This window comes from Bacillus sp. T2.9-1, assembly GCF_950097965.1.
Classification (GTDB): Bacteria; Bacillota; Bacilli; order Bacillales; family Cytobacillaceae; genus Niallia; species Niallia hominis.
Window position 1 is genome coordinate 2,096 of the sequence record NZ_CATNHG010000082.1, and the last position, 17,809, is coordinate 19,904.

A 17,809-nucleotide genomic window follows, 5' to 3' on the forward strand; every position below is an offset into this window, starting at 1 on the left:
CGTATTTCTCGTTTATCACGTAAAGCAAATCTTCTTTTGTCTCGTTGCTGGGCAATCTCTTGATCCCAATTTTCTAACGTTTGAACAAGGATTTCTTGAAACGTCATTTGGAGTGTTCGAAATAAAGTTTTTTCCAATTCTTTTAATGATGGCATTTTTGTGTTACATTGATTCATGAGAGCCTCTCCTTTTCGTAGTTTTCGCCAAATTCTACTTTACAAAAGGAAGCTCTCTTTTTTAATGCTTAATTTTTTCCAGCTACCGCGCTCTCGCTTGGTGGCCTTTTTGTCTAGTTGGAGGACGCGTCCCCCAACTAGACAAAAAGGATATTTATTCTCCCACAAACATTTTACTCATACNCTTTTTTAATGCTTCATTTTTTCCAGCTACCGCGCTCTCGCTTGGTGGCCTTTTTGTCTAGTTGGGGGACGCGTCCCCCAACTAGACAAAAAGGATATTTATTCTCCCACAAACATTTTACTCATACTTACAAGTCATTATTATTATTTTTGTATGTATTGTTGTTGTGTTATCCCTTTTAATAACCGATTTGATTATAAGTAAAGGAATAACCTCCAGTGTAGAAGGAACACAGGAAGAGAAGGCATTGGATGTTGCAAGGATGGTGGCCGTTACTCCACAGGCGAAAGAGGTTCTCGAAGGAAAAGGTAGCCAGACAGAAATTCAAGCTTTTGCAAATGAAATAAAAGAACAAACAAATGTTAACTTTGTTGTTGTGATGGATATGGACGGAAATCGTCTATCCCACCCGGAACCTAGTAAAGTGGGGAAGCACTTCAGCGGAGGAGATGAAGGTCCAGTGCTGGAGGGAAAGGAGTATGTTTCCATTTCTAAGGGAACGCTTGGCCATTCCATGCGAGCGTTTACTCCTATCAAGAACGAAGAAGGAGAACAAATCGGCGCAGTTGCTGTAGGAATTTCTTTAAAGAGTGTGACAGAGGCTGTCCATAAAGGACGGATGGGCATCTTTATGGGAACATTGATTGGGACTTTGATTGGTGTAATTGGGGCCGTGTCTCTGGCAAGATACTTCAAAAAAATTCTGTTAGGACTTGAGCCTTTTGCTATTGCTAAGCTTCTAGAAGAGCGTAGTTCTATGCTTCAGTCTGTACGCGAGGGAATTATAGCAATAGATCAGGAGGGCAAAATCACCCTTGTTAATAAGGCAGCTAGTAAGCTTTTTCAAAAAGCGGGTCTTGATGAGAATGCTATTGGTAAAAATATTGAAGATTATTTGCCAGATACTCGGTTAACACGCATTATAAAATCGGCTGAAATGGATTTGGACCAAGAGCAGAACTTGCATGGTGTGACTATTTTAGTAAACCGGGTACCAGTAGTTGTGGAAAATCAAGTAGTGGGTGCTATTGCAACATTCCGTGAAAAATTAGAGGTCCAGCAATTGGCTGAACAATTGACAGGTGTACGTAATTATGCGGATGCTCTCCGTGCCCAAGCACATGAATTTATGAATAAACTTCATGTTATCCTTGGTCTCGTTCGGACGGAACAATACGATACACTTGCTAATTATGTAAGTGAAACGGTAAATCATCGGGAAACAGAAGTTGGCTTTGTTACGAAGAAAGTCCAAGATCCTGTTCTTGCTGGGTTTCTGATTGGTAAGTTAAGCTTTGCCAGAGAATCTGGAGTTTCGCTTTACTTTGATTGTGAAAATAAACTTCCAAAGCCTGCAAACCCGGAAATTACCCATGAACTAATCACGATTATTGGGAATATCCTTGATAATGCTATTGAGGCGAGTGTAGATAGTATAAACAAAAAGGTAGATCTTAAATTGGATTATGCAGAAGAGATTTTAACCATTGAAGTCAAAGATACAGGGATGGGAATGACGAATTCCCTGCAAAATAAAATTCTTGATAAAGGTTTCTCTACTAAAGGAAATAATCGAGGATTTGGCTTGTTTCTTTTAACGCAAGCAGTAGAAAGATTGGAAGGGGATCTCATTATTTCGTCAAAGCCTGGAAAGGGGACAACTTTTGCCGTGTATATACCTTATAAAGTAGAGGTGAGGAAAAATGATTAATGTAATGATTGTAGAAGATGACCCGATGGTAGCGGAAATAAATAAACGATACCTTTCGCAAATAGATGGATTTCAATTGGCAAAAACAGCTAATTCAGTAGATGAAGCGATCGCTTTATTGAAAAAAGAAAAAGTACAGCTGATTCTTTTAGATATTTTTATGCCAGGCAAGCTCGGATTAGAACTGTTAGCCTATCTTAGAAAAAATGAACTTGAAATTGATGTTATCATTATATCGGCAGCCTCGGATTTTGAACGAATTAAGAAAGCCTTAAGGCAGGGTATTGTCGACTATTTAATTAAGCCTTTTGAGTTTGAAAGGTTTAATGCTGCTCTCACTACTTACCTTGAGCAAACTAGGATGACGGATAAGCGGGATTCTATTAGTCAACAAGAACTGGATTCCTTCCTTTTACATAGAGAAGAGGCTGTTATTGTAGAGGAACTGCCAAAAGGGTTAACAAAAGATACCCTGAAGCAAATATGGGATGCGATTCAGAAATTAAAGGAAGCACCTTTCTCAAGGGATGATGTAGCAAATGTTGTTGGAATATCAAGAGTATCTGCTAGAAAGTATCTTAATTTCCTAAAGGATTTAGGAATACTTGAAGTGAAGGTTATCTATGGAACGATTGGAAGGCCTGTTTATCAACATGAATATAATTACTGGAAGGAACACTTAATAAAAAACTTTTTGTAAGCAGGTTTGGAAACCGCTTACTTTTTTTATTTACAAAAAGAATGATTAAACTTACACAAACTATGAAAGCGTTTAACCGGAGGGTATGATGAACATGTAAAAACAAAAGGGGATTCGTGGTCCAATCAAAATGTTTAGATCGCTTCCTCACAAGTAATAATATAAACTTTTTTTAGGAGGATAAAGTATGCATATTCCGATTAAGAAAACGCTTGATAAAATTCCAGGTGGGATGATGGTTGTTCCATTATTCTTAGGGGTATTAACGAACACATTTTTCCCGCAATTTTTAGAAATTGATCATTTTACTACGGCATTATTTAGTAAAGAAGCATCATCGACCATTTTGGCATGTTTTATGTTTTTAATTGGCTCGCAAATTAATTTTAAATTAGCTCCAAAGGCAATTAAAAAAGGGGCAATCTTACTATCAGGAAAATTTATAGTAGGGGCAGGTATAGGGATTGCAGTAGCCATAATCTTTGGGCCAGCTGGAATTCTAGGATTATCCCCTTTAGCCATTCTTGCAGCGTTATTAAATGCTAATGGTGGTTTGTACGCATCACTTGCTTCCTCCTATGGTGATGAAACGGATGTAGGAGCATATGCGTTATTTTCTTTAAAAGACGGTCCATTTTTTACATTAGTTGCATTAGGAGCTTCTGGTCTTGCTTCCATTCCATTTCATGCGCTTGTAGGAGTATTAATCCCAATATTAATAGGAATGATTTTAGGAAATATTGATCCTGATATGAGAAAGTTTCTAGGAAGCAGTAAATTATTATTAATCCCATTCTTCTCCTTCCCATTAGGAGCAGGAATGGATCTTAGGACGATAATAGAAGCGGGAGGCCCTGGCTTATTACTAGGATTGATAGCTGCATTCACTGGAATTGGGGCTTACTTCCTTTTAAAGTTATTTAAAGAAAATCCTATCGTTGGTTTAGCAACAGGATCAACTGCAGGAAATGCTGTAGCTACACCAGCAGTTGTTGCAGCTGCAGACCCAACTTTAGCTTCTATAGCACCAGCAGCTACTGCCCAAGTTGCAGCAGCATGCGTAGTATCTGCAATCATCTGTCCAATTATTGTTAGCTATGTTTATAAAAGATCGGAAAAGAAAAAAGCTAAGAATTCGATTGTACCAGCAGCATAAATAAGGATAGGGAATGAAATAAAGAGGAAAGCAATCCTGGTTACTTGCTGCATTGTTCGTTACAAAATAATGAATTTAAATTAAATATCCTAGTGGAAAATAGCAATCAGTATTAATATGAGAAGGAAGAAATTTGTTTTTGAGAATGTAAGGTTAATAGTTTAATTTCATATAGAAAGAAGGATCTACCACTATGAGTGTGTCTGAAAATGTAATTATCACAACATTAAAAGGAAAAGAAATTCTCTCCAATCCCTTTTTAAATAAAGGTGTTGCTTTTACGAAAGAGGAAAGAGAAAATCTGGGACTTGATGGTCTATTGCCGCCACAAGTACTTACACTTGAAGAACAAGTAAACAGAATCTATGAGCAATATTCGATGCGGACCACCAATCTTTTTAAATACGGCTTGCTTAACGATTTATATAATCGAAATGTCGTTTTGTATTATCGATTTTTAAAAGAACACTTAGCAGAGATGCTTCCAATCGTTTATACCCCAACTGTCGGTGATGCTATCCAGTCATACTCTCATAGCTACCATCGTCCAGATGGATTGTATCTTTCCATTGATCACCCTGAAGGGGTTGAAAAAGCATTTTATAATCTAGGGAAGTCCAGAAATGACATTGACTTAATCGTTGTTACGGACTCTGAAAGTATCCTCGGTATAGGGGATCAAGGAGTAGGCGGTATTAATATTGCAATAGGTAAACTAGCAGTATATACAGCGGCAGCTGGTATTGATCCAAGCCGTGTTCTGCCGGTTGTATTGGATGTTGGTACGAACAATCAGTCTTTAATTGAAGACCCTATCTATATTGGTAATAAGTTCCCTCGTGTCCGTGGTGAGCGTTACGATGATTTCATTGATTTATTTGTTCATACTTCAAGAAAGTTTTTCCCAGAAGTACTTCTTCATTGGGAGGATCTTGGAAATGTAAATGCACGAAATATCTTGGATAAATATGGTGACAAAATCCTTACCTTTAATGATGACATCCAAGGAACAGGTGCTGTGACACTTGCTGCTGTTATGTCTGCGTTAAAAGTTACAGGAGATTCTCTGAAGGATCAACGTATTATTGTCTTTGGACCGGGTGCTGGTGGTCTCGGTAACGCAGACCAAATAGTTGATGCCATGGAAAATCAAGGATTAACAAAAAAAGAGGCTTATGATCATTTTTGGGCTATTGACTATCGAGGGCTACTGACAGATGAAACACCAGATGTACTGAATTTCCAAATGCCTTATGTAAGAAAAGCGGAGGAAGTAAAGGAGTGGGATCAAAATGAGGACGGAATCATTTCATTATTGGAAGTGGTGAAAAGGGTGAAACCAACCATCCTCATTGGTACTTCCGGCCAAGGCGGAGCTTTTTCGGAGGAAATTGTGAAAGAGATGGCAAAGCATGTGGAACGTCCAATTATCATGCCAATGTCCAACCCTACACAACTTGCGGAAGCAGTTCCAGAAAATTTGATTAAATGGACGGATGGTAAGGCGCTAATTGCCACAGGAAGCCCCTTTGCCAATGTAGAATATAACGGTGTTTGCTATGAAATCGGTCAGTCAAATAACGCATTTGTGTTCCCAGGACTAGGGCTTGGAGCCATTGTTTCAAAAGCGCAAGTTATTTCAAAAGGAATGTTTGCGGCAGCAGCAAATGCAGTTGCTGAGATGTGCGAACCCAACCAACCTGGAGCTTCCTTGCTTCCTTCGGTTGAGAAATTACATGATGTATCTATCTATGTTGCAATAGAAGTAGCAAAGGCTGCTCTAAACGAAGGGATAGCAAGAGTGGAGCTTACAGATATTCCAAAAGCCGTGGTCGATGCTGTTTGGCAGCCTGAGTATAAGGAGATAAAGAGTGTCGGTATTTGGGCAAATGTTTAATGACATAATAATAGATTAGTAATCTATATTGGCCTGTTCCTCCTAGTAATTGTCGTATTTTCGACATTTTAGGAGGAAGGGGTTTTTATTTTGTGGTTGCGAAACGGAATAGAGTAATTAGTACTATTTTTGTATATTTGATATGAATAAAAAATACTAGTATCGACAAAAAATGACAAGTTCTTTATAATGAAGTAGTGATTTGTATTCGTGAAAATAGTACTGAAGTTTTCTAAAATTGAAAAAGGCAAACTTATCGAAAGGTAAGGACGCAAAGCTACGAGTCTAAAATCCTTCTGGATAATGATAGTCGGGTTGCCAGAAATAACCACCAACGATTATTTGGCTATCCCTGTCTATTCCTGGGATAGCTTTATTTATTTTGGACTTCTTGGAAAAAAGATGAAAACATGGATATAAGGAAAAGGAGAATAGATATGATTGTAGTAGACAAAAAGAAGTATAAAATGGCGATTAATGAAGGCTCGAAAGAAATCCATGTACAGGTTCATGGATTGATGAGAGAGGAAGACGCAGAGGAATATATGGTGGATTTGCAAGAGACGATTAATAAAGTGTCAAGACGAGATTATACCTTTGTTGTGGATGCTACTCACCAAACACCAGTCCCATCAAAAGTTGTACCACAATTGGAACAAACGATGCAATTTTACTCTGGCTTAGGTTTTAAGGAAGTTCTTGTTGTAAAGCCTTCTTCTAAAATTGCCCAAGTGCAAATTAGAAATGCCTTAGAAAGAATTGAGTTCACAGGTAAAATTATTGATCAAGTATCTCACTCTATGTAAGGTTAGGTATAAATTATTTTAAGAGAGTTATATATTTTAATTGAAAAGGGAGTCATCAAGTGCAACAAGTACAAACGTTATATACATATGAAATTCTATCAAAAGGACAAACGGCTTTGATTGAAAAGGCAGCTGACTGTCTTGCAAGCTCATTTATAGGATTGAATATAGCAGGGAAGTTGGTTCAAGAGCCAATGGTAGGTCTTTTAAATATAGATTATGAAGATTTTTATCAGTTTACGAAAGAATATATAGAATCTACTGTAGAGCAAGGATATTGTGCAGTAGCTTTAGATAGTAATCAACAGGTTGTTGGTGTTCTAGCTGGAGATATAAATGCGCCAGAGATTATTGGAGAAGATGTGTTTGAAGGTTCTTTTTCTGATATGAATGTTATTCTACATGTTTTAGAAGATGTAGATAAACGTTTCCTAGCAGATTATAAAGAACGAAATGGAAGAGAGCTAAAGGATGGAGAAATATTGCATTTATTCATGTTAGGTGTAACTGCCGAACAGGAACGTCACGATGTTATTAAGCAATTAGGAAGCACACTAATAACGAAAGCCTCTTCACAAGGATTGAAGGCTGTTTTAGCAGAAGCGACAAATCCTAAATCTATACGTGTGATGGAGAAATATTACGAGATGGAAAAATATAAAGATGTAGAAGGAAATTATATTGTTCATAAATATCAAGAGAATAGTAGATTAAAAGATATTCCTACAACGATTGCTGACGGCACTTATATAATTATTAAAGAAATTTAAACTTTCAGCAGTCTAATTAAATTTTATAAATAGGAGAGTTATTTATTATGGAGGCTATATTATTAGCTATTATTGTTATCTTATTGGGAACAACAGTGTATTTTGCTTACCGATATTTTTCGCTGAAACATCATCCATCTATTAACAAAGAAATAATAAACGGGATGAAAGAAATAGCTGCAGGAAATAGAAGTGGCAAAGTAGATGGGACAAGTTCTTATCATATTACATTTAATGAACTAATTGCGTTTTTAGATCGTGTAAGGGAAAAGTTTTTTTCTTTTTCAAAAAATGTCCATACAAAAGGAGAAAATCTAGCTGGAATTGGTGAAAATGCTATGGAGAAAGCTGATATTGTCCGAGCAGCAATTGATGAGGTAGGTAGAGGATTACAAAAACAATTAGTAGCAACAGAGGAAAGCGCCCTATCAATGGAAGAAATGGCCCAGGCCATCGAAGATTTATCGATAAGGTCCAATCAAATTTCGGAACAGTCCAATACTACTTTAGAATTGACGCAAGAAGGAAATGTAAAGCTTAAGGACTCTTTAGAAAAAATGGAGCAATTTAACCAAACAATCAATACAACCTTTCATGCCATTAATAAGCTTGGAGAAAAGTCTCAAGAAATTGGTACAATTGTAAAGGTAATTACAGGAATATCTGAGCAAATTAACTTATTGGCATTGAATGCAGCAATAGAAGCAGCTCGTGCGGGGGAACATGGTAAAGGTTTTGCAGTCGTAGCTGATGAGGTGCGAAAACTGGCTGAACAGTCCCGTCAATCATCTTCTGAAGTATCAAATATTGTAAGAAATATCCAAGAGGAAACAGGGATAGTTGTGAATTCAATGCAGCAGGGTACAGAAGAGTTTAAAGACACGAACACGAATATTTTAGAAGTTGGTACGATGTTCGAACAAATTCTCTCTACTACAAAGGTCATTGCTGAAAATAATGAAAATTCTTCTGCGAGCACAGAAGAATTATCCTCGGCTTCTCAACAAATCATGACAACGATTGTTCAGATAGCGGCTATTTCGCGAGAATCTGTTGAAATGTTTGAGGAATTAATCGGGATTAGTGATGGAGAGCTACAAACGATTCAAAAACTAGTTCAGGAAGCGGAGAATCTTTTGGAATTGAAAAATGATGTAGACAAACTACTTTCTACGTGGAATCAGGGTGTTGAAACAGAAGTGGGTCAACAAATTGAAGGTAAGGGTAGTGTAGCCAGTTAAGTTGGAAACTGCTTCTCATAGGTGATTAAACTTGTGAGAAGCTTTCATTTGTAGATTAATTGAAATAATTTATTTTAATAAAGTATTTTGTAATATTCCTTCGAAAATAGCAAACTCATTGAAAGATGAGGACGCAAAGCTGCGGGCCTAAAGAAGTACTTCTATGGTAGCCGGGTTGCCGAAAAGGTTGGATAGTTACTAATCAAGCAATATATTGCTTTTTTACGTCCTCCTTGGTGTGGACTTTTTTTATTTGGATTTGTCTATCGTAGCAGAAGGATAGTATTCAAAAGGAAAGGGAGTAGAAATGGCACAACAAGAGCAATGGAAATCAAAAATAGGATTTGTTTTAGCTGCAGCTGGATCAGCGATAGGATTAGGAGCTATATGGAAATTCCCTTATGTAGCTGGAACAGGTGGCGGCGGAGCCTTTCTCTTATTATTTTTAGTTTTTACATTAGTATTGGGAATGCCCTTATTATTAGGAGAATTTATGATTGGGAGAATGGGACAAAGTAATCCGGTTCAAACATATGGCAAGCTAGCATTAAATCCAAAGTGGAACTTTATCGGGAAACTCGGTGTTTTTACAAGCTTTTTACTGCTATCATTTTATAGCGTTGTTGGTGGCTGGATTATTTTATACATTGTGAAGCTTTTGAGCGGTGGATTAGCTGGATTGACTCAGGATCAATATGGAGAGCTTTTTGGCGACATTATTTCTAACCCATATCCGACTATTGCGGCACAGCTTGTATTTATGCTTGTCACAATCCTTGTCGTTGCTCAAGGGATTCAAAAAGGGATTGAGTTAGCAAGTAAAGTGATGATGCCAGCGTTATTGCTTTTGTTTTTAATACTAGTGATTCGTTCTTTAAGCTTGGATGGAGCAATGGAGGGTGTGAAATTTTTACTTGTACCAGATTTTTCAAAGCTGACATCTGAGAGTATCCTATTTGCCCTTGGGCAAGCATTTTTCACATTATCTTTAGGTGTTTCGGTTATGCTTACATATGCTTCTTATTTACCTAAAACACAAAATCTACCTCAATCAGCTATTTCTATTATTATCTTAAATATTGTTATAGCTTTATTAGCGGGATTAGCTATTTTTCCAGGTGTTTTCTCCTTTGGCATGGAACCGAATGCAGGGCCGGTTTTAATATTCTCGGTTTTACCTGCAGTGTTTGCCCATATGCCTTTTGGGATGCTTTTCTTCTTGGCATTTTTACTATTATTCTTATTTGCCGCTTTCACTTCAGCATTCTCTATGATTGAAATTATAGTATCAGCAGTTACGAAAAATGATGCAAGTAAACGGAAGAAAAGTACATGGATAATTGGGATGCTGATTTTTATTGTTGGTGTTCCATCCTGTCTATCTTATGGTGTACTTGCAGATGTCCATCTTTTTAATAAGACTATTTTTGATTTGATGGATTACACGGTTAGTAATATTTTAATGCCATTAGGTGCCTTATTAATCGCGATTTTTGTATCGCGAAAAATTCCAAGAGAAGATTTATTTGCGGAATTAAAGCAAGGATCGAATGTAAGATACACATTCTTTTCCATTTGTTATTTTCTGTTGAAGTACATCGTTCCCATTGCGATTATTGTCGTTTTCTTAGATGCGGCAGGATTATCAGATTGGATTATAGCTTTGTTTAAATAAAAGCTACTTCTAGCAAGAACATCACGGAGGTCAAATAATGAAGGAAATACAACAATTATTCCCAAGCATGGACGGGAACAACTTTCAAAGAGAGGAATTATTGTCCTACTTTAAAACCATTTTAACGAAAATAGATGAATTAAAGGATCCTAACAAACTAACTCTAGGAGAAATGCCAGAATACACAGAGGACTACTATAATCGTGTTATTGAAAAGGCAGATGTTCCGAAAATGGGTGTATCCATGGAGGAAGTGATGCAGAAGCTTCTAAAATTAGTGGAAGGACATCGATATGTAAATCGAAACTATGTAGCCAATGCGGCGCCCCTTCCGAATATTGCTAGTATCATTGGGAATTTAGTTATGGTGCTTGTCAATGGGAACAACCTTTGGGATGTAGAAGGTCCGGCGGCCGCTACAGCGGAGGTCGAAATAACAAGTATGCTGTCCAAGCTAATTGGCTATGATGAAAATCTAAGTGCTGGATATACAACTTGGGGAGGACAAGGAGCGGTGTTTAATTCTTTACGCCTTGCAATTGCCCGTTATGCACCTTCCTCTAATCAAAAGGGGATTCCGAAAAATCTTTATTGCTTCTGTTCAGAGTTATCCCACTACAGCTTGTATAAATCTGTAGAAGCAACGGGGATTGGGGTAGAAAACATGATTCGTGTGAAGGTGAATCAGGATCATTCTATGAATCTCCAAGATTTAAAAGAAAAAATGGAGCAGGTAATTTCAAAAGGCGGTGTTCCACTTTATATACTTGCAACAATGGGAACAACTGATACATTTGGGATTGATGATATAGAGGCCATGAAGCATCTAGCGGAAGAGCTAGAGCGCAAGCATGGTCTTAGCCCCATCTATATTCATGCCGACTCAGCAATGGGAGGATTGTACACCTTCTTTAATGCGTACGGCTTTGATAATAACCCACTTCAATTGGAAGACAATGTTAAGGTAGTATTGAAATCCTACCAGCAGAAGTTTAAGCAGATCAAGCTTGCAGATAGTATGGTCTTTGATTTTCATAAGCTAGGTCAAACTCCGTATATTACGAGTTTATTTTTAATTAAAAATAGAGAGAATCTGAAGTATGTTGATTTAGACGAAGAGGAAACTCCGTATGTTGGGAATCGTGGCTATGGAAGCTATCATACAGGCTACACATTAGAATGTTCGCGAATGGGAAGTGCTCTTTCCATCTATGCATCTTTATTAGCATTTGGGATGGAAGGGTATCAAAAGCTTCTAGCCAACTATCTTCGCGTTAATATGAAATTTAGAGAGACGTTAACAAGGGAAATTTCAAATGTGGCAATTACGAATGAAGTTTCGCCGATTACAACATTCCGCTTTTATCCTGAAACTTCTAAATGGAAGGATGAATCAGGTGGACTTTTAACAGTGGAAGAAATAAATGAAATTAATCAATTTAATGACGAGTTTGCCGAAATAATTGGTGCTGAACGAGATACCGTCTTCTTTGGAAATACAAAAAAACAGCGTCTTGTAGAAGCAGCCGATTCCAATAAGCGAGTATCTATATATGCACATAAGTTTTTCACAATCTCTCCTTATTCAACGATGGAAGAGGTAGATCGTTATGTTGAATTTTTAAGAGAGCATATTGAATTTTTCTTGAAAATGAAAAAGGTAGTTGTTTATTAAAAGGGAATATAAGAATTGTTCTTGAATATAAAGTTAGATTTAAATCCCTCTGCCATAGCAGGAGGATTTTTTACATTGTGAAAAATTTGCTTCTTTTCCGCTGTAAATATCTAGATTTAAAAAATGCTGTAAATAATCATTCTCATAATTAGTCGTGCATTTTAACGTAATGTAAAAAGTTTACTTTCACTTTACAAAAGATATCGTTTTTATTGATAAATCAAACATCTCTCAAAAAATCTCCTGCGCCTTATTAATAATAATTTTACATTACTCCCCAAAGTACCTTTATATTTATTTTCTAGAATTTAATTATAGAAGAAACAACATTGTTAATAATTCTATCAAAGGAGTGAGGGAGTTTTATGCATTTTGCTTCAACGTTAGCTTGGGCTTATCCAGTAGACGAAGTGGTACAGATTGCCAAAAAGAATGAATTATCAGGATTGGAGGTTTGGGCAGAGCAGGTATGGTTTCACGGAACAAATCCAGAAAAAATCCGTAAAGCGAATCTAGATCAGTCTATCAACCTGACTATGCATGCCGCAAGCTGGGACTTGAACATTTGCTCTATAGAAAAAGAAATAAGAGAAAGCTCTGTAAGGCAAATTCAACATTCCATTAAGCTAGCAGATGAGATAGGTGCAGACTCTATTACATTCCACCCAGGGAGGCTGACTCTTCCCCAAATGAAACAGGAAATATATGAGACTTTAATGATGGAATCTATTTTTACTTTAATAGAAACAGCGAAGCAGTATAAGAAAACCCTTAGCATAGAATTAATGGAGGTAAAAGCAAAGGAATTTGTGACAAGCCCTGATACGATGAATCGATTGATTGCAAGCTTTATACCGGAACTGAAAACAACCTTTGATGTTGCTCATATTTCGGAGGGAGCTCCCGGGCGTGCCTTTGCCGACTTAATAAATGTGGACAAAATTCATGTTAGTGATAATACCGAAAGTCAGCTACATGTTCCCCTTGGTACTGGCATACTAGATCGTAATATGCTGAGAGAGTTTTTTGCTATCACATCTCTCCCCGTAGTGGTCGAAGGTTTCGATGCATCGGAAAATCTAAATTGGTGGAAGCATAATCTTCACTATTTAAAAAGCCTGGAAATACAGAAGGAGGTGCCTCAATGAAGATTCTAGTGACAAACGATGATGGCATTTTTGCTCCTGGTCTTCAGGCGCTGGTTGAAGTGTTGCAGCATTTTGCTGATGTATATGTGGTCTGTCCAGATCAGGAAAGAAGCGCAGTCAGTCATTCGATTACGTTGAGAGTGCCTTTAAAGGCAAAGCCACTTCCCCTATTTCCTGGTGTAAAAGGTTGTTGGGCAGTTAATGGAACACCAGCAGATTGTGTGAAGCTGGGGATGGAAGTATTAATGAAACAGCAGCCTGACTTTGTTATTTCCGGAATAAATCTTGGACCAAATCTAGGTCGTGACCTTTATTACTCAGGAACAATGGCTGGGGCTGTAGAAGGATTGCTTTATGGTATTCCTGCTCTGGCAGTATCTTTGAATGCCTTTTTTGACAAGGACATTAATTATGAAAAGGTAAAAAGGCTATTTTATCCTCTTATGGAGGTGCTTCTACAGAACAAGATTCCAAAGGGTGTTTTCTTGAACGTAAATCTACCTTATTTATCAAGGGAAATGTGTAAGGGAGTCCGCATTATTCCACTTGATATGAAAGTTGCTCGATATTCCTATGTAGGCTTAAATGATCCCCATGGACAAGTCTATTACTGGTTGAAGGATCAGCTACATAATATGAAAGATTTTGAGACAGATAGTGATTACTTTTTACTAAGAAACGGGTTTGTCACTGTATCACCGATTGAGTTTAGAACGTTTCATAAAAGAAAACAAGAACAAATTGAAAGATGGTTTGCTCATTTAAATTTTACTAGTACAGATGAGGAGGAAATAGATTATGCGTAAATGGATGCTTGTTTTAATAATTGGAATCTTGATGGCTTTTGCTGCAGGGTGCGGTAGTAAGGAAAGCAGTGAGACAAGTAATGCTTCAGAAGATACGGATACTACAGAGGCGAAGGTAGAGGGCACTCTCCATTTTTATACTTCTCAGCCGGATGCAGATGCTGCCAAATTGGTAGAAGGATTTCAAGCTAAATATCCTGATGTAAAGGTAGAAACCTTTCGCTCTGGTACAGAAGAAGTAATCTCAAAAATTAAAGCAGAAAAAATGGCTGGAAAGATTCAGGCTGATGTACTGTTGGTTGCAGATGCAGTAACATTTGAAAGCTTAAAGGAAGAAGATATGCTTCAAGCATATGAAACAGAAGAAGCTACTGAAATCCCTTCAGAGCTTATTGATCCAGACCATACTTACTTTGGAACAAAGGTTATGGCTACAGGCTTAGTAGTAAATACGGAAAATGTTAAAGAAATGCCTACGAGTTGGAATGCGCTGACTTCTAAAGAGGTAAAAGGAAAAATTATTATGCCAAGCCCGTTATACTCTGGTGCTGCTGCTTATAATTTAGGTGTGTTTACACGTCAAGATACATTTGGCTGGGATTTTTATAAAAATATTGCTGCAAACGATGTAACAGTAACAAAGGGGAATGGCGATGTACTTAAAGGTGTTGCCGGCGGAGAAAAGGACTATGGAATGATTGTTGACTATCTCGTTACACGTGCTAAAGCAGAGGGATCTCCAGTTGAGCTCATTTATCCAGAAGAGGGTGTGCCAGTTATTACGGAACCCATTGGAATCATGAAGGACGCACAAAATGTAGAAGCAGCAAAGGCTTTTGTTGATTTCGTTCTTTCAGAAGATGGACAAAAGCTTGCTGCAGAGCTTGGCTATACTCCAATTCGTAAAGGGATAGAAGCTCCTGAAGGACTAAAAACAATTGATGAAATAAAGGTCCTTTCGGAAGATGTGCAGGAATTGTATAAGACAAGAGATGCTGATAAAAAAGAATTTGAAACAGTTATCAGCGAATAGAACATTTTTTAAGAAGGAGTGGACAGAATGAACTCACATGTTCAGAGTTCAGAAAGGAAAACGGAAGCTTTATCTCCGTTCTCCTTTTCTTATTTTACCCGTAATTGGTGGGGCGTTCCCGGCTTTCTGTTGCTTATCTTTGTATTTTTGCTTCCTGTTTGTCGTCTTGTTTGGCTGAGTGTTTCCAATGGAGAAGAAGTTGGTCTCATGCTTTATCAGGAAATACTATTAGAAAAAGCAACCTGGAGGACGATTCAAAATACCATTATTATTACGATTTCCAGTACAGTACTTTCCTTAGTTATAGGAGTAGGGCTTGCCTTTACAATGGCATATGTGAATATCCGGGCAAAAAAATGGCTGCAATTGCTTATCTTTTTACCGTTTTTAATCCCCTCCTATATCTCAACACTTGCTTGGGTTCAGTTTTTTGGAGGAAATGGTCCCATCCAGTTTCTATTTAATGAATCTGTTAATTTGTACAGTATGGGAGGAATTATTTTTGTACTTGGGCTTTCTCATTATCCCCTTGTGTATTTGATGAGTGTGGAGGTATTTCGTCGTATTCCAAGAGAGCTGAAATATGCTGCCAGCACTTCCGGAGCGTCTGGTGGAGTTGTATTTCGAAAAGTTATCCTTCCAATGGCGCTGCCAGGGATTGCTAGTGGTGGTATTCTTGCTTTTCTATCTAATATTGATAACTTTGGCATTCCTGCTTTTCTTGGTATTCCAGCAAATATTCGTGTATTAAGTACTTATATTTATGAACAGATAATTGGATATGGACCATCTGCCTTTTCCAGAGCCGCTGTACTTTCCGTTATTCTTGGCGTGATCGCGTTAATTGGTACAGTGGTGCAATGGGCGATTATTAGAAAAAGTAATGTAAGTGAAACAACTGCAAGAGATACAGAGCCAAGATATTATCTCACGCGGGGGTGGAGGAACGTTGCGGAGTCAGCGCTATGGATTTTCTTGTTGCTCACAACCCTTGTGCCGTTGATTGTTATGGCTTCTACCTCCTTTATCAGGGCATATGGATTATCGCTTTCGTGGGAAAATCTTTCTTTGAAAAATTACCGATATCTGCTATTTGAAGATGCTAAAACCGGTTCAGCGATAGGGAATAGCGTAACCCTAGCACTTGCTACTATGTTAATCTGTATGGTTATTGGAACAGTGATTGCCTATATTCGCTTTAAAAAGCCATCCTTTTTTGTGAAGGCTTCGGAAATCATTGTTACTATTCCGTATGCTTTGCCAGGAACGGTATTTGCCTTGGCGATTATTTTAATGTGGCTTCAGCCATTACCAGGTGTGCAACCAGGAGTCTATGGAACGATATGGATTTTATTGATTGCTTATATAACTAGATTTACGGTTCTACAAATGAGAGGAAGCCTGACTGCCTTTTCGCAAATTGATCCTTCTATGGAGGAAGCAGCAAGAACTTCAGGAGCAAGGGCGTATGTTAAATGGAAAAGTATCCTTTTTCCACTACTTATGCCTGGAGTATTAAGCGGGGCTGCTCTTGTGTTTTTGACTGCTCTAACGGAGCTTACGGTTTCAAGTCTTTTATGGTCAAGCGGCTCTGAAACGATTGGTGTTGTCATCTTTAGTTTTGAGCAAGCTGGATACTCCACTTATTCCACAGCATTTTCAACATTGATTGTAACAGCAGTATTAACAATGGGGATTTTGTTTGTTCTTTTCGAAAAAATATGGAAGAAGAGGGTGATGAAGAGTGATTCGAATTGATGGGTTAAAAAAGAATTATGGAAATTATACGGCTCTTGAGAATATTGATTTGGAGCTATTAAACGGAGAATTTATCGCTATACTTGGTCCTTCTGGATGTGGGAAGACTACATTGCTACGGCTTTTGGCAGGATTCATGAAACCAACAGAAGGAACAATTTCCATAGACGATGAAATAGCAGCAAGCTCCAGTAAACTTGTCCCACCTGAAAAAAGGAATATTAGTATGGTATTTCAATCTTTTGCATTATGGCCGCATATGACAGTAGAAGAGCATATTCGATTTCCCCTAAAGCATCATCGATTTGGCAAAACAAATGCGAAGGAGGAGCAGGAAAAAAGGGTCTCTGAAGCATTAGAAATGGTAGGACTTTCTCATTTGAAAGATCGTTATCCTGCTGAACTTTCCGGTGGACAAAAACAACGTGTTGCACTAGCACGGGCAATCGTTCCAAAGCCGTCTCTTCTCTTGATGGATGAGCCGTTAAGTGCGCTTGATGCAGAACTTCGAATGGAAATGAGAAGAGAGATTGGCGCGATTCACCGAAAAATGGGTACAACAATTATCTATGTTACTCATGATCAAGGGGAAGCATTGGCGATGGCCGATAGAATTGTTGTAATGAACCATGGGAAGATAGAGCAGATAGGTACACCTGAAAGTATTTATAATACTCCGCAGTCCGTATTTGTGTCCACTTTTGTTGGGAAAGGCAATCTAATAAAAGGGGAGTGGGTGAATGAGGATAAATTTATTCCAGCTGATTTTCCTGCTGTTTCTTGGACAGATATTGGCATAGCAAAGGAAATAAAAGCTCAAAATCTTTATCCTGTTCGCCCGGAGCAATGGAAGCTTGGCGAGGTGGATCAGAATCAGATGACTGGAATTGTTCAATTTGCCCAATTTCAAGGGAATGAAATCCATTACAGCATTCAGTCTGGTGAAGAGATGATTAATGTTTATGCTTCTGTTTTTGAAAAAAGATTCCTACCAGGTGACTCTGTTTCATTAAAAATATATACTGGCACAGCCCAAAAAGCTGTTTTAGTAGGTAGCAGGTAGGGAGGAAATA

Annotated in this window: 15 protein-coding genes and 2 riboswitches; of the genes, 14 read left to right on the forward strand and 1 reads right to left on the reverse strand. The window is 37.9% G+C overall.

Annotation, left to right across the window (positions count from 1 at the left end; all coding sequences use genetic code 11):
• On the reverse strand, window positions 1–176 hold a 176-nt coding region (locus tag QQZ16_RS23240; RefSeq protein WP_446715449.1), incomplete at its 3' end, for a UPF0236 family transposase-like protein.
• 284 nt (window positions 177–460) lie between these two features.
• Here QQZ16_RS23240 and dcuS point away from each other — a divergent pair.
• The 14 genes from dcuS to QQZ16_RS08965 all read left to right on the forward strand — a co-directional run bounded on the left by dcuS (window position 461) and on the right by QQZ16_RS08965 (window position 17,799).
• Window positions 461–2,071, forward strand: a complete 1,611-nt coding sequence (gene dcuS, locus QQZ16_RS08900; protein ID WP_081836695.1) for a DcuS/MalK family sensor histidine kinase — start codon at window positions 461–463, stop codon at window positions 2,069–2,071.
• Window positions 2,064–2,771, forward strand: coding sequence for a response regulator (locus QQZ16_RS08905; protein ID WP_235251850.1), 708 nt, complete (start codon window positions 2,064–2,066; stop codon window positions 2,769–2,771). Before dcuS ends, QQZ16_RS08905 begins: the two co-directional genes overlap by 8 nt.
• A 187-nt stretch (window positions 2,772–2,958) precedes the next feature.
• Entirely contained in the window at window positions 2,959–3,927 is a 969-nt protein-coding gene (locus tag QQZ16_RS08910) for a 2-keto-3-deoxygluconate permease (RefSeq protein WP_031539004.1), read from the forward strand.
• 193 nt (window positions 3,928–4,120) lie between these two features.
• On the forward strand, window positions 4,121–5,824 hold the full coding sequence (locus QQZ16_RS08915) for an NAD-dependent malic enzyme (RefSeq protein WP_048716382.1): 1,704 nt from the start codon (window positions 4,121–4,123) through the stop codon (window positions 5,822–5,824).
• Between the two features lie 236 nt (window positions 5,825–6,060).
• Window positions 6,061–6,147: riboswitch (cyclic di-GMP riboswitch) on the forward strand.
• A gap of 114 nt (window positions 6,148–6,261) precedes the next feature.
• A complete protein-coding gene (locus tag QQZ16_RS08920) occupies window positions 6,262–6,630 on the forward strand; it encodes a hypothetical protein (protein WP_031539000.1) in 369 nt (122 codons plus the stop codon).
• A gap of 59 nt (window positions 6,631–6,689) precedes the next feature.
• Entirely contained in the window at window positions 6,690–7,400 is a 711-nt protein-coding gene (locus QQZ16_RS08925) for a hypothetical protein (RefSeq protein ID WP_031538999.1), read from the forward strand.
• 440 nt (window positions 7,401–7,840) lie between these two features.
• Entirely contained in the window at window positions 7,841–8,641 is an 801-nt protein-coding gene (locus QQZ16_RS08930) for a methyl-accepting chemotaxis protein (RefSeq protein WP_446715450.1), read from the forward strand.
• A 98-nt stretch (window positions 8,642–8,739) separates the two neighbouring features.
• Window positions 8,740–8,824: riboswitch (cyclic di-GMP riboswitch) on the forward strand.
• A gap of 124 nt (window positions 8,825–8,948) precedes the next feature.
• On the forward strand, window positions 8,949–10,316 hold the full coding sequence (locus QQZ16_RS08935; RefSeq protein ID WP_031538997.1) for a sodium-dependent transporter: 1,368 nt from the start codon (window positions 8,949–8,951) through the stop codon (window positions 10,314–10,316).
• Window positions 10,317–10,353: 37 nt separating this feature from the next.
• Window positions 10,354–11,991 carry a pyridoxal phosphate-dependent decarboxylase family protein gene (locus tag QQZ16_RS08940; RefSeq protein ID WP_031538996.1) on the forward strand — a complete coding sequence of 546 codons (1,638 nt, stop codon included), beginning with the start codon at window positions 10,354–10,356 and terminating at the stop codon, window positions 11,989–11,991.
• A gap of 365 nt (window positions 11,992–12,356) precedes the next feature.
• Complete coding sequence (locus tag QQZ16_RS08945; RefSeq protein WP_031538995.1) at window positions 12,357–13,139, forward strand: sugar phosphate isomerase/epimerase family protein; 783 nt, start codon at window positions 12,357–12,359, stop codon at window positions 13,137–13,139.
• Window positions 13,136–13,945, forward strand: a complete 810-nt coding sequence (surE, locus tag QQZ16_RS08950) for a 5'/3'-nucleotidase SurE (protein WP_235251851.1) — start codon at window positions 13,136–13,138, stop codon at window positions 13,943–13,945. Before QQZ16_RS08945 ends, surE begins: the two co-directional genes overlap by 4 nt.
• Window positions 13,938–14,978, forward strand: a complete 1,041-nt coding sequence (locus QQZ16_RS08955; RefSeq protein ID WP_235251852.1) for an ABC transporter substrate-binding protein — start codon at window positions 13,938–13,940, stop codon at window positions 14,976–14,978. The genes surE and QQZ16_RS08955 overlap by 8 nt, the downstream gene beginning before the upstream one ends.
• A gap of 27 nt (window positions 14,979–15,005) precedes the next feature.
• Window positions 15,006–16,736, forward strand: a complete 1,731-nt coding sequence (locus QQZ16_RS08960; RefSeq protein ID WP_031538990.1) for an ABC transporter permease — start codon at window positions 15,006–15,008, stop codon at window positions 16,734–16,736.
• Window positions 16,723–17,799, forward strand: coding sequence for an ABC transporter ATP-binding protein (locus QQZ16_RS08965; RefSeq protein WP_031538988.1), 1,077 nt, complete (start codon window positions 16,723–16,725; stop codon window positions 17,797–17,799). The genes QQZ16_RS08960 and QQZ16_RS08965 overlap by 14 nt, the downstream gene beginning before the upstream one ends.
• Window positions 17,800–17,809 lie beyond the last annotated feature (10 nt).

Bases quoted from the DNA above. Each gene is read 5' to 3' on its own strand.
- QQZ16_RS08905 (WP_235251850.1), top strand. From the start codon at position 2,064: ATGATTAATGTAATGATTGTAGAAGATGACCCGATGGTAGCGGAAATA.
- QQZ16_RS08910 (WP_031539004.1), top strand. From the start codon at position 2,959: ATGCATATTCCGATTAAGAAAACGCTTGATAAAATTCCAGGTGGGATG.
- QQZ16_RS08915 (WP_048716382.1), top strand. From the start codon at position 4,121: ATGAGTGTGTCTGAAAATGTAATTATCACAACATTAAAAGGAAAAGAA.
- QQZ16_RS08920 (WP_031539000.1), top strand. From the start codon at position 6,262: ATGATTGTAGTAGACAAAAAGAAGTATAAAATGGCGATTAATGAAGGC.
- QQZ16_RS08930 (WP_446715450.1), top strand. From the start codon at position 7,841: ATGGCCCAGGCCATCGAAGATTTATCGATAAGGTCCAATCAAATTTCG.
- QQZ16_RS08935 (WP_031538997.1), top strand. From the start codon at position 8,949: ATGGCACAACAAGAGCAATGGAAATCAAAAATAGGATTTGTTTTAGCT.
- QQZ16_RS08940 (WP_031538996.1), top strand. From the start codon at position 10,354: ATGAAGGAAATACAACAATTATTCCCAAGCATGGACGGGAACAACTTT.
- QQZ16_RS08945 (WP_031538995.1), top strand. From the start codon at position 12,357: ATGCATTTTGCTTCAACGTTAGCTTGGGCTTATCCAGTAGACGAAGTG.
- surE (WP_235251851.1), top strand. From the start codon at position 13,136: ATGAAGATTCTAGTGACAAACGATGATGGCATTTTTGCTCCTGGTCTT.
- QQZ16_RS08955 (WP_235251852.1), top strand. From the start codon at position 13,938: ATGCGTAAATGGATGCTTGTTTTAATAATTGGAATCTTGATGGCTTTT.
- QQZ16_RS08960 (WP_031538990.1), top strand. From the start codon at position 15,006: ATGAACTCACATGTTCAGAGTTCAGAAAGGAAAACGGAAGCTTTATCT.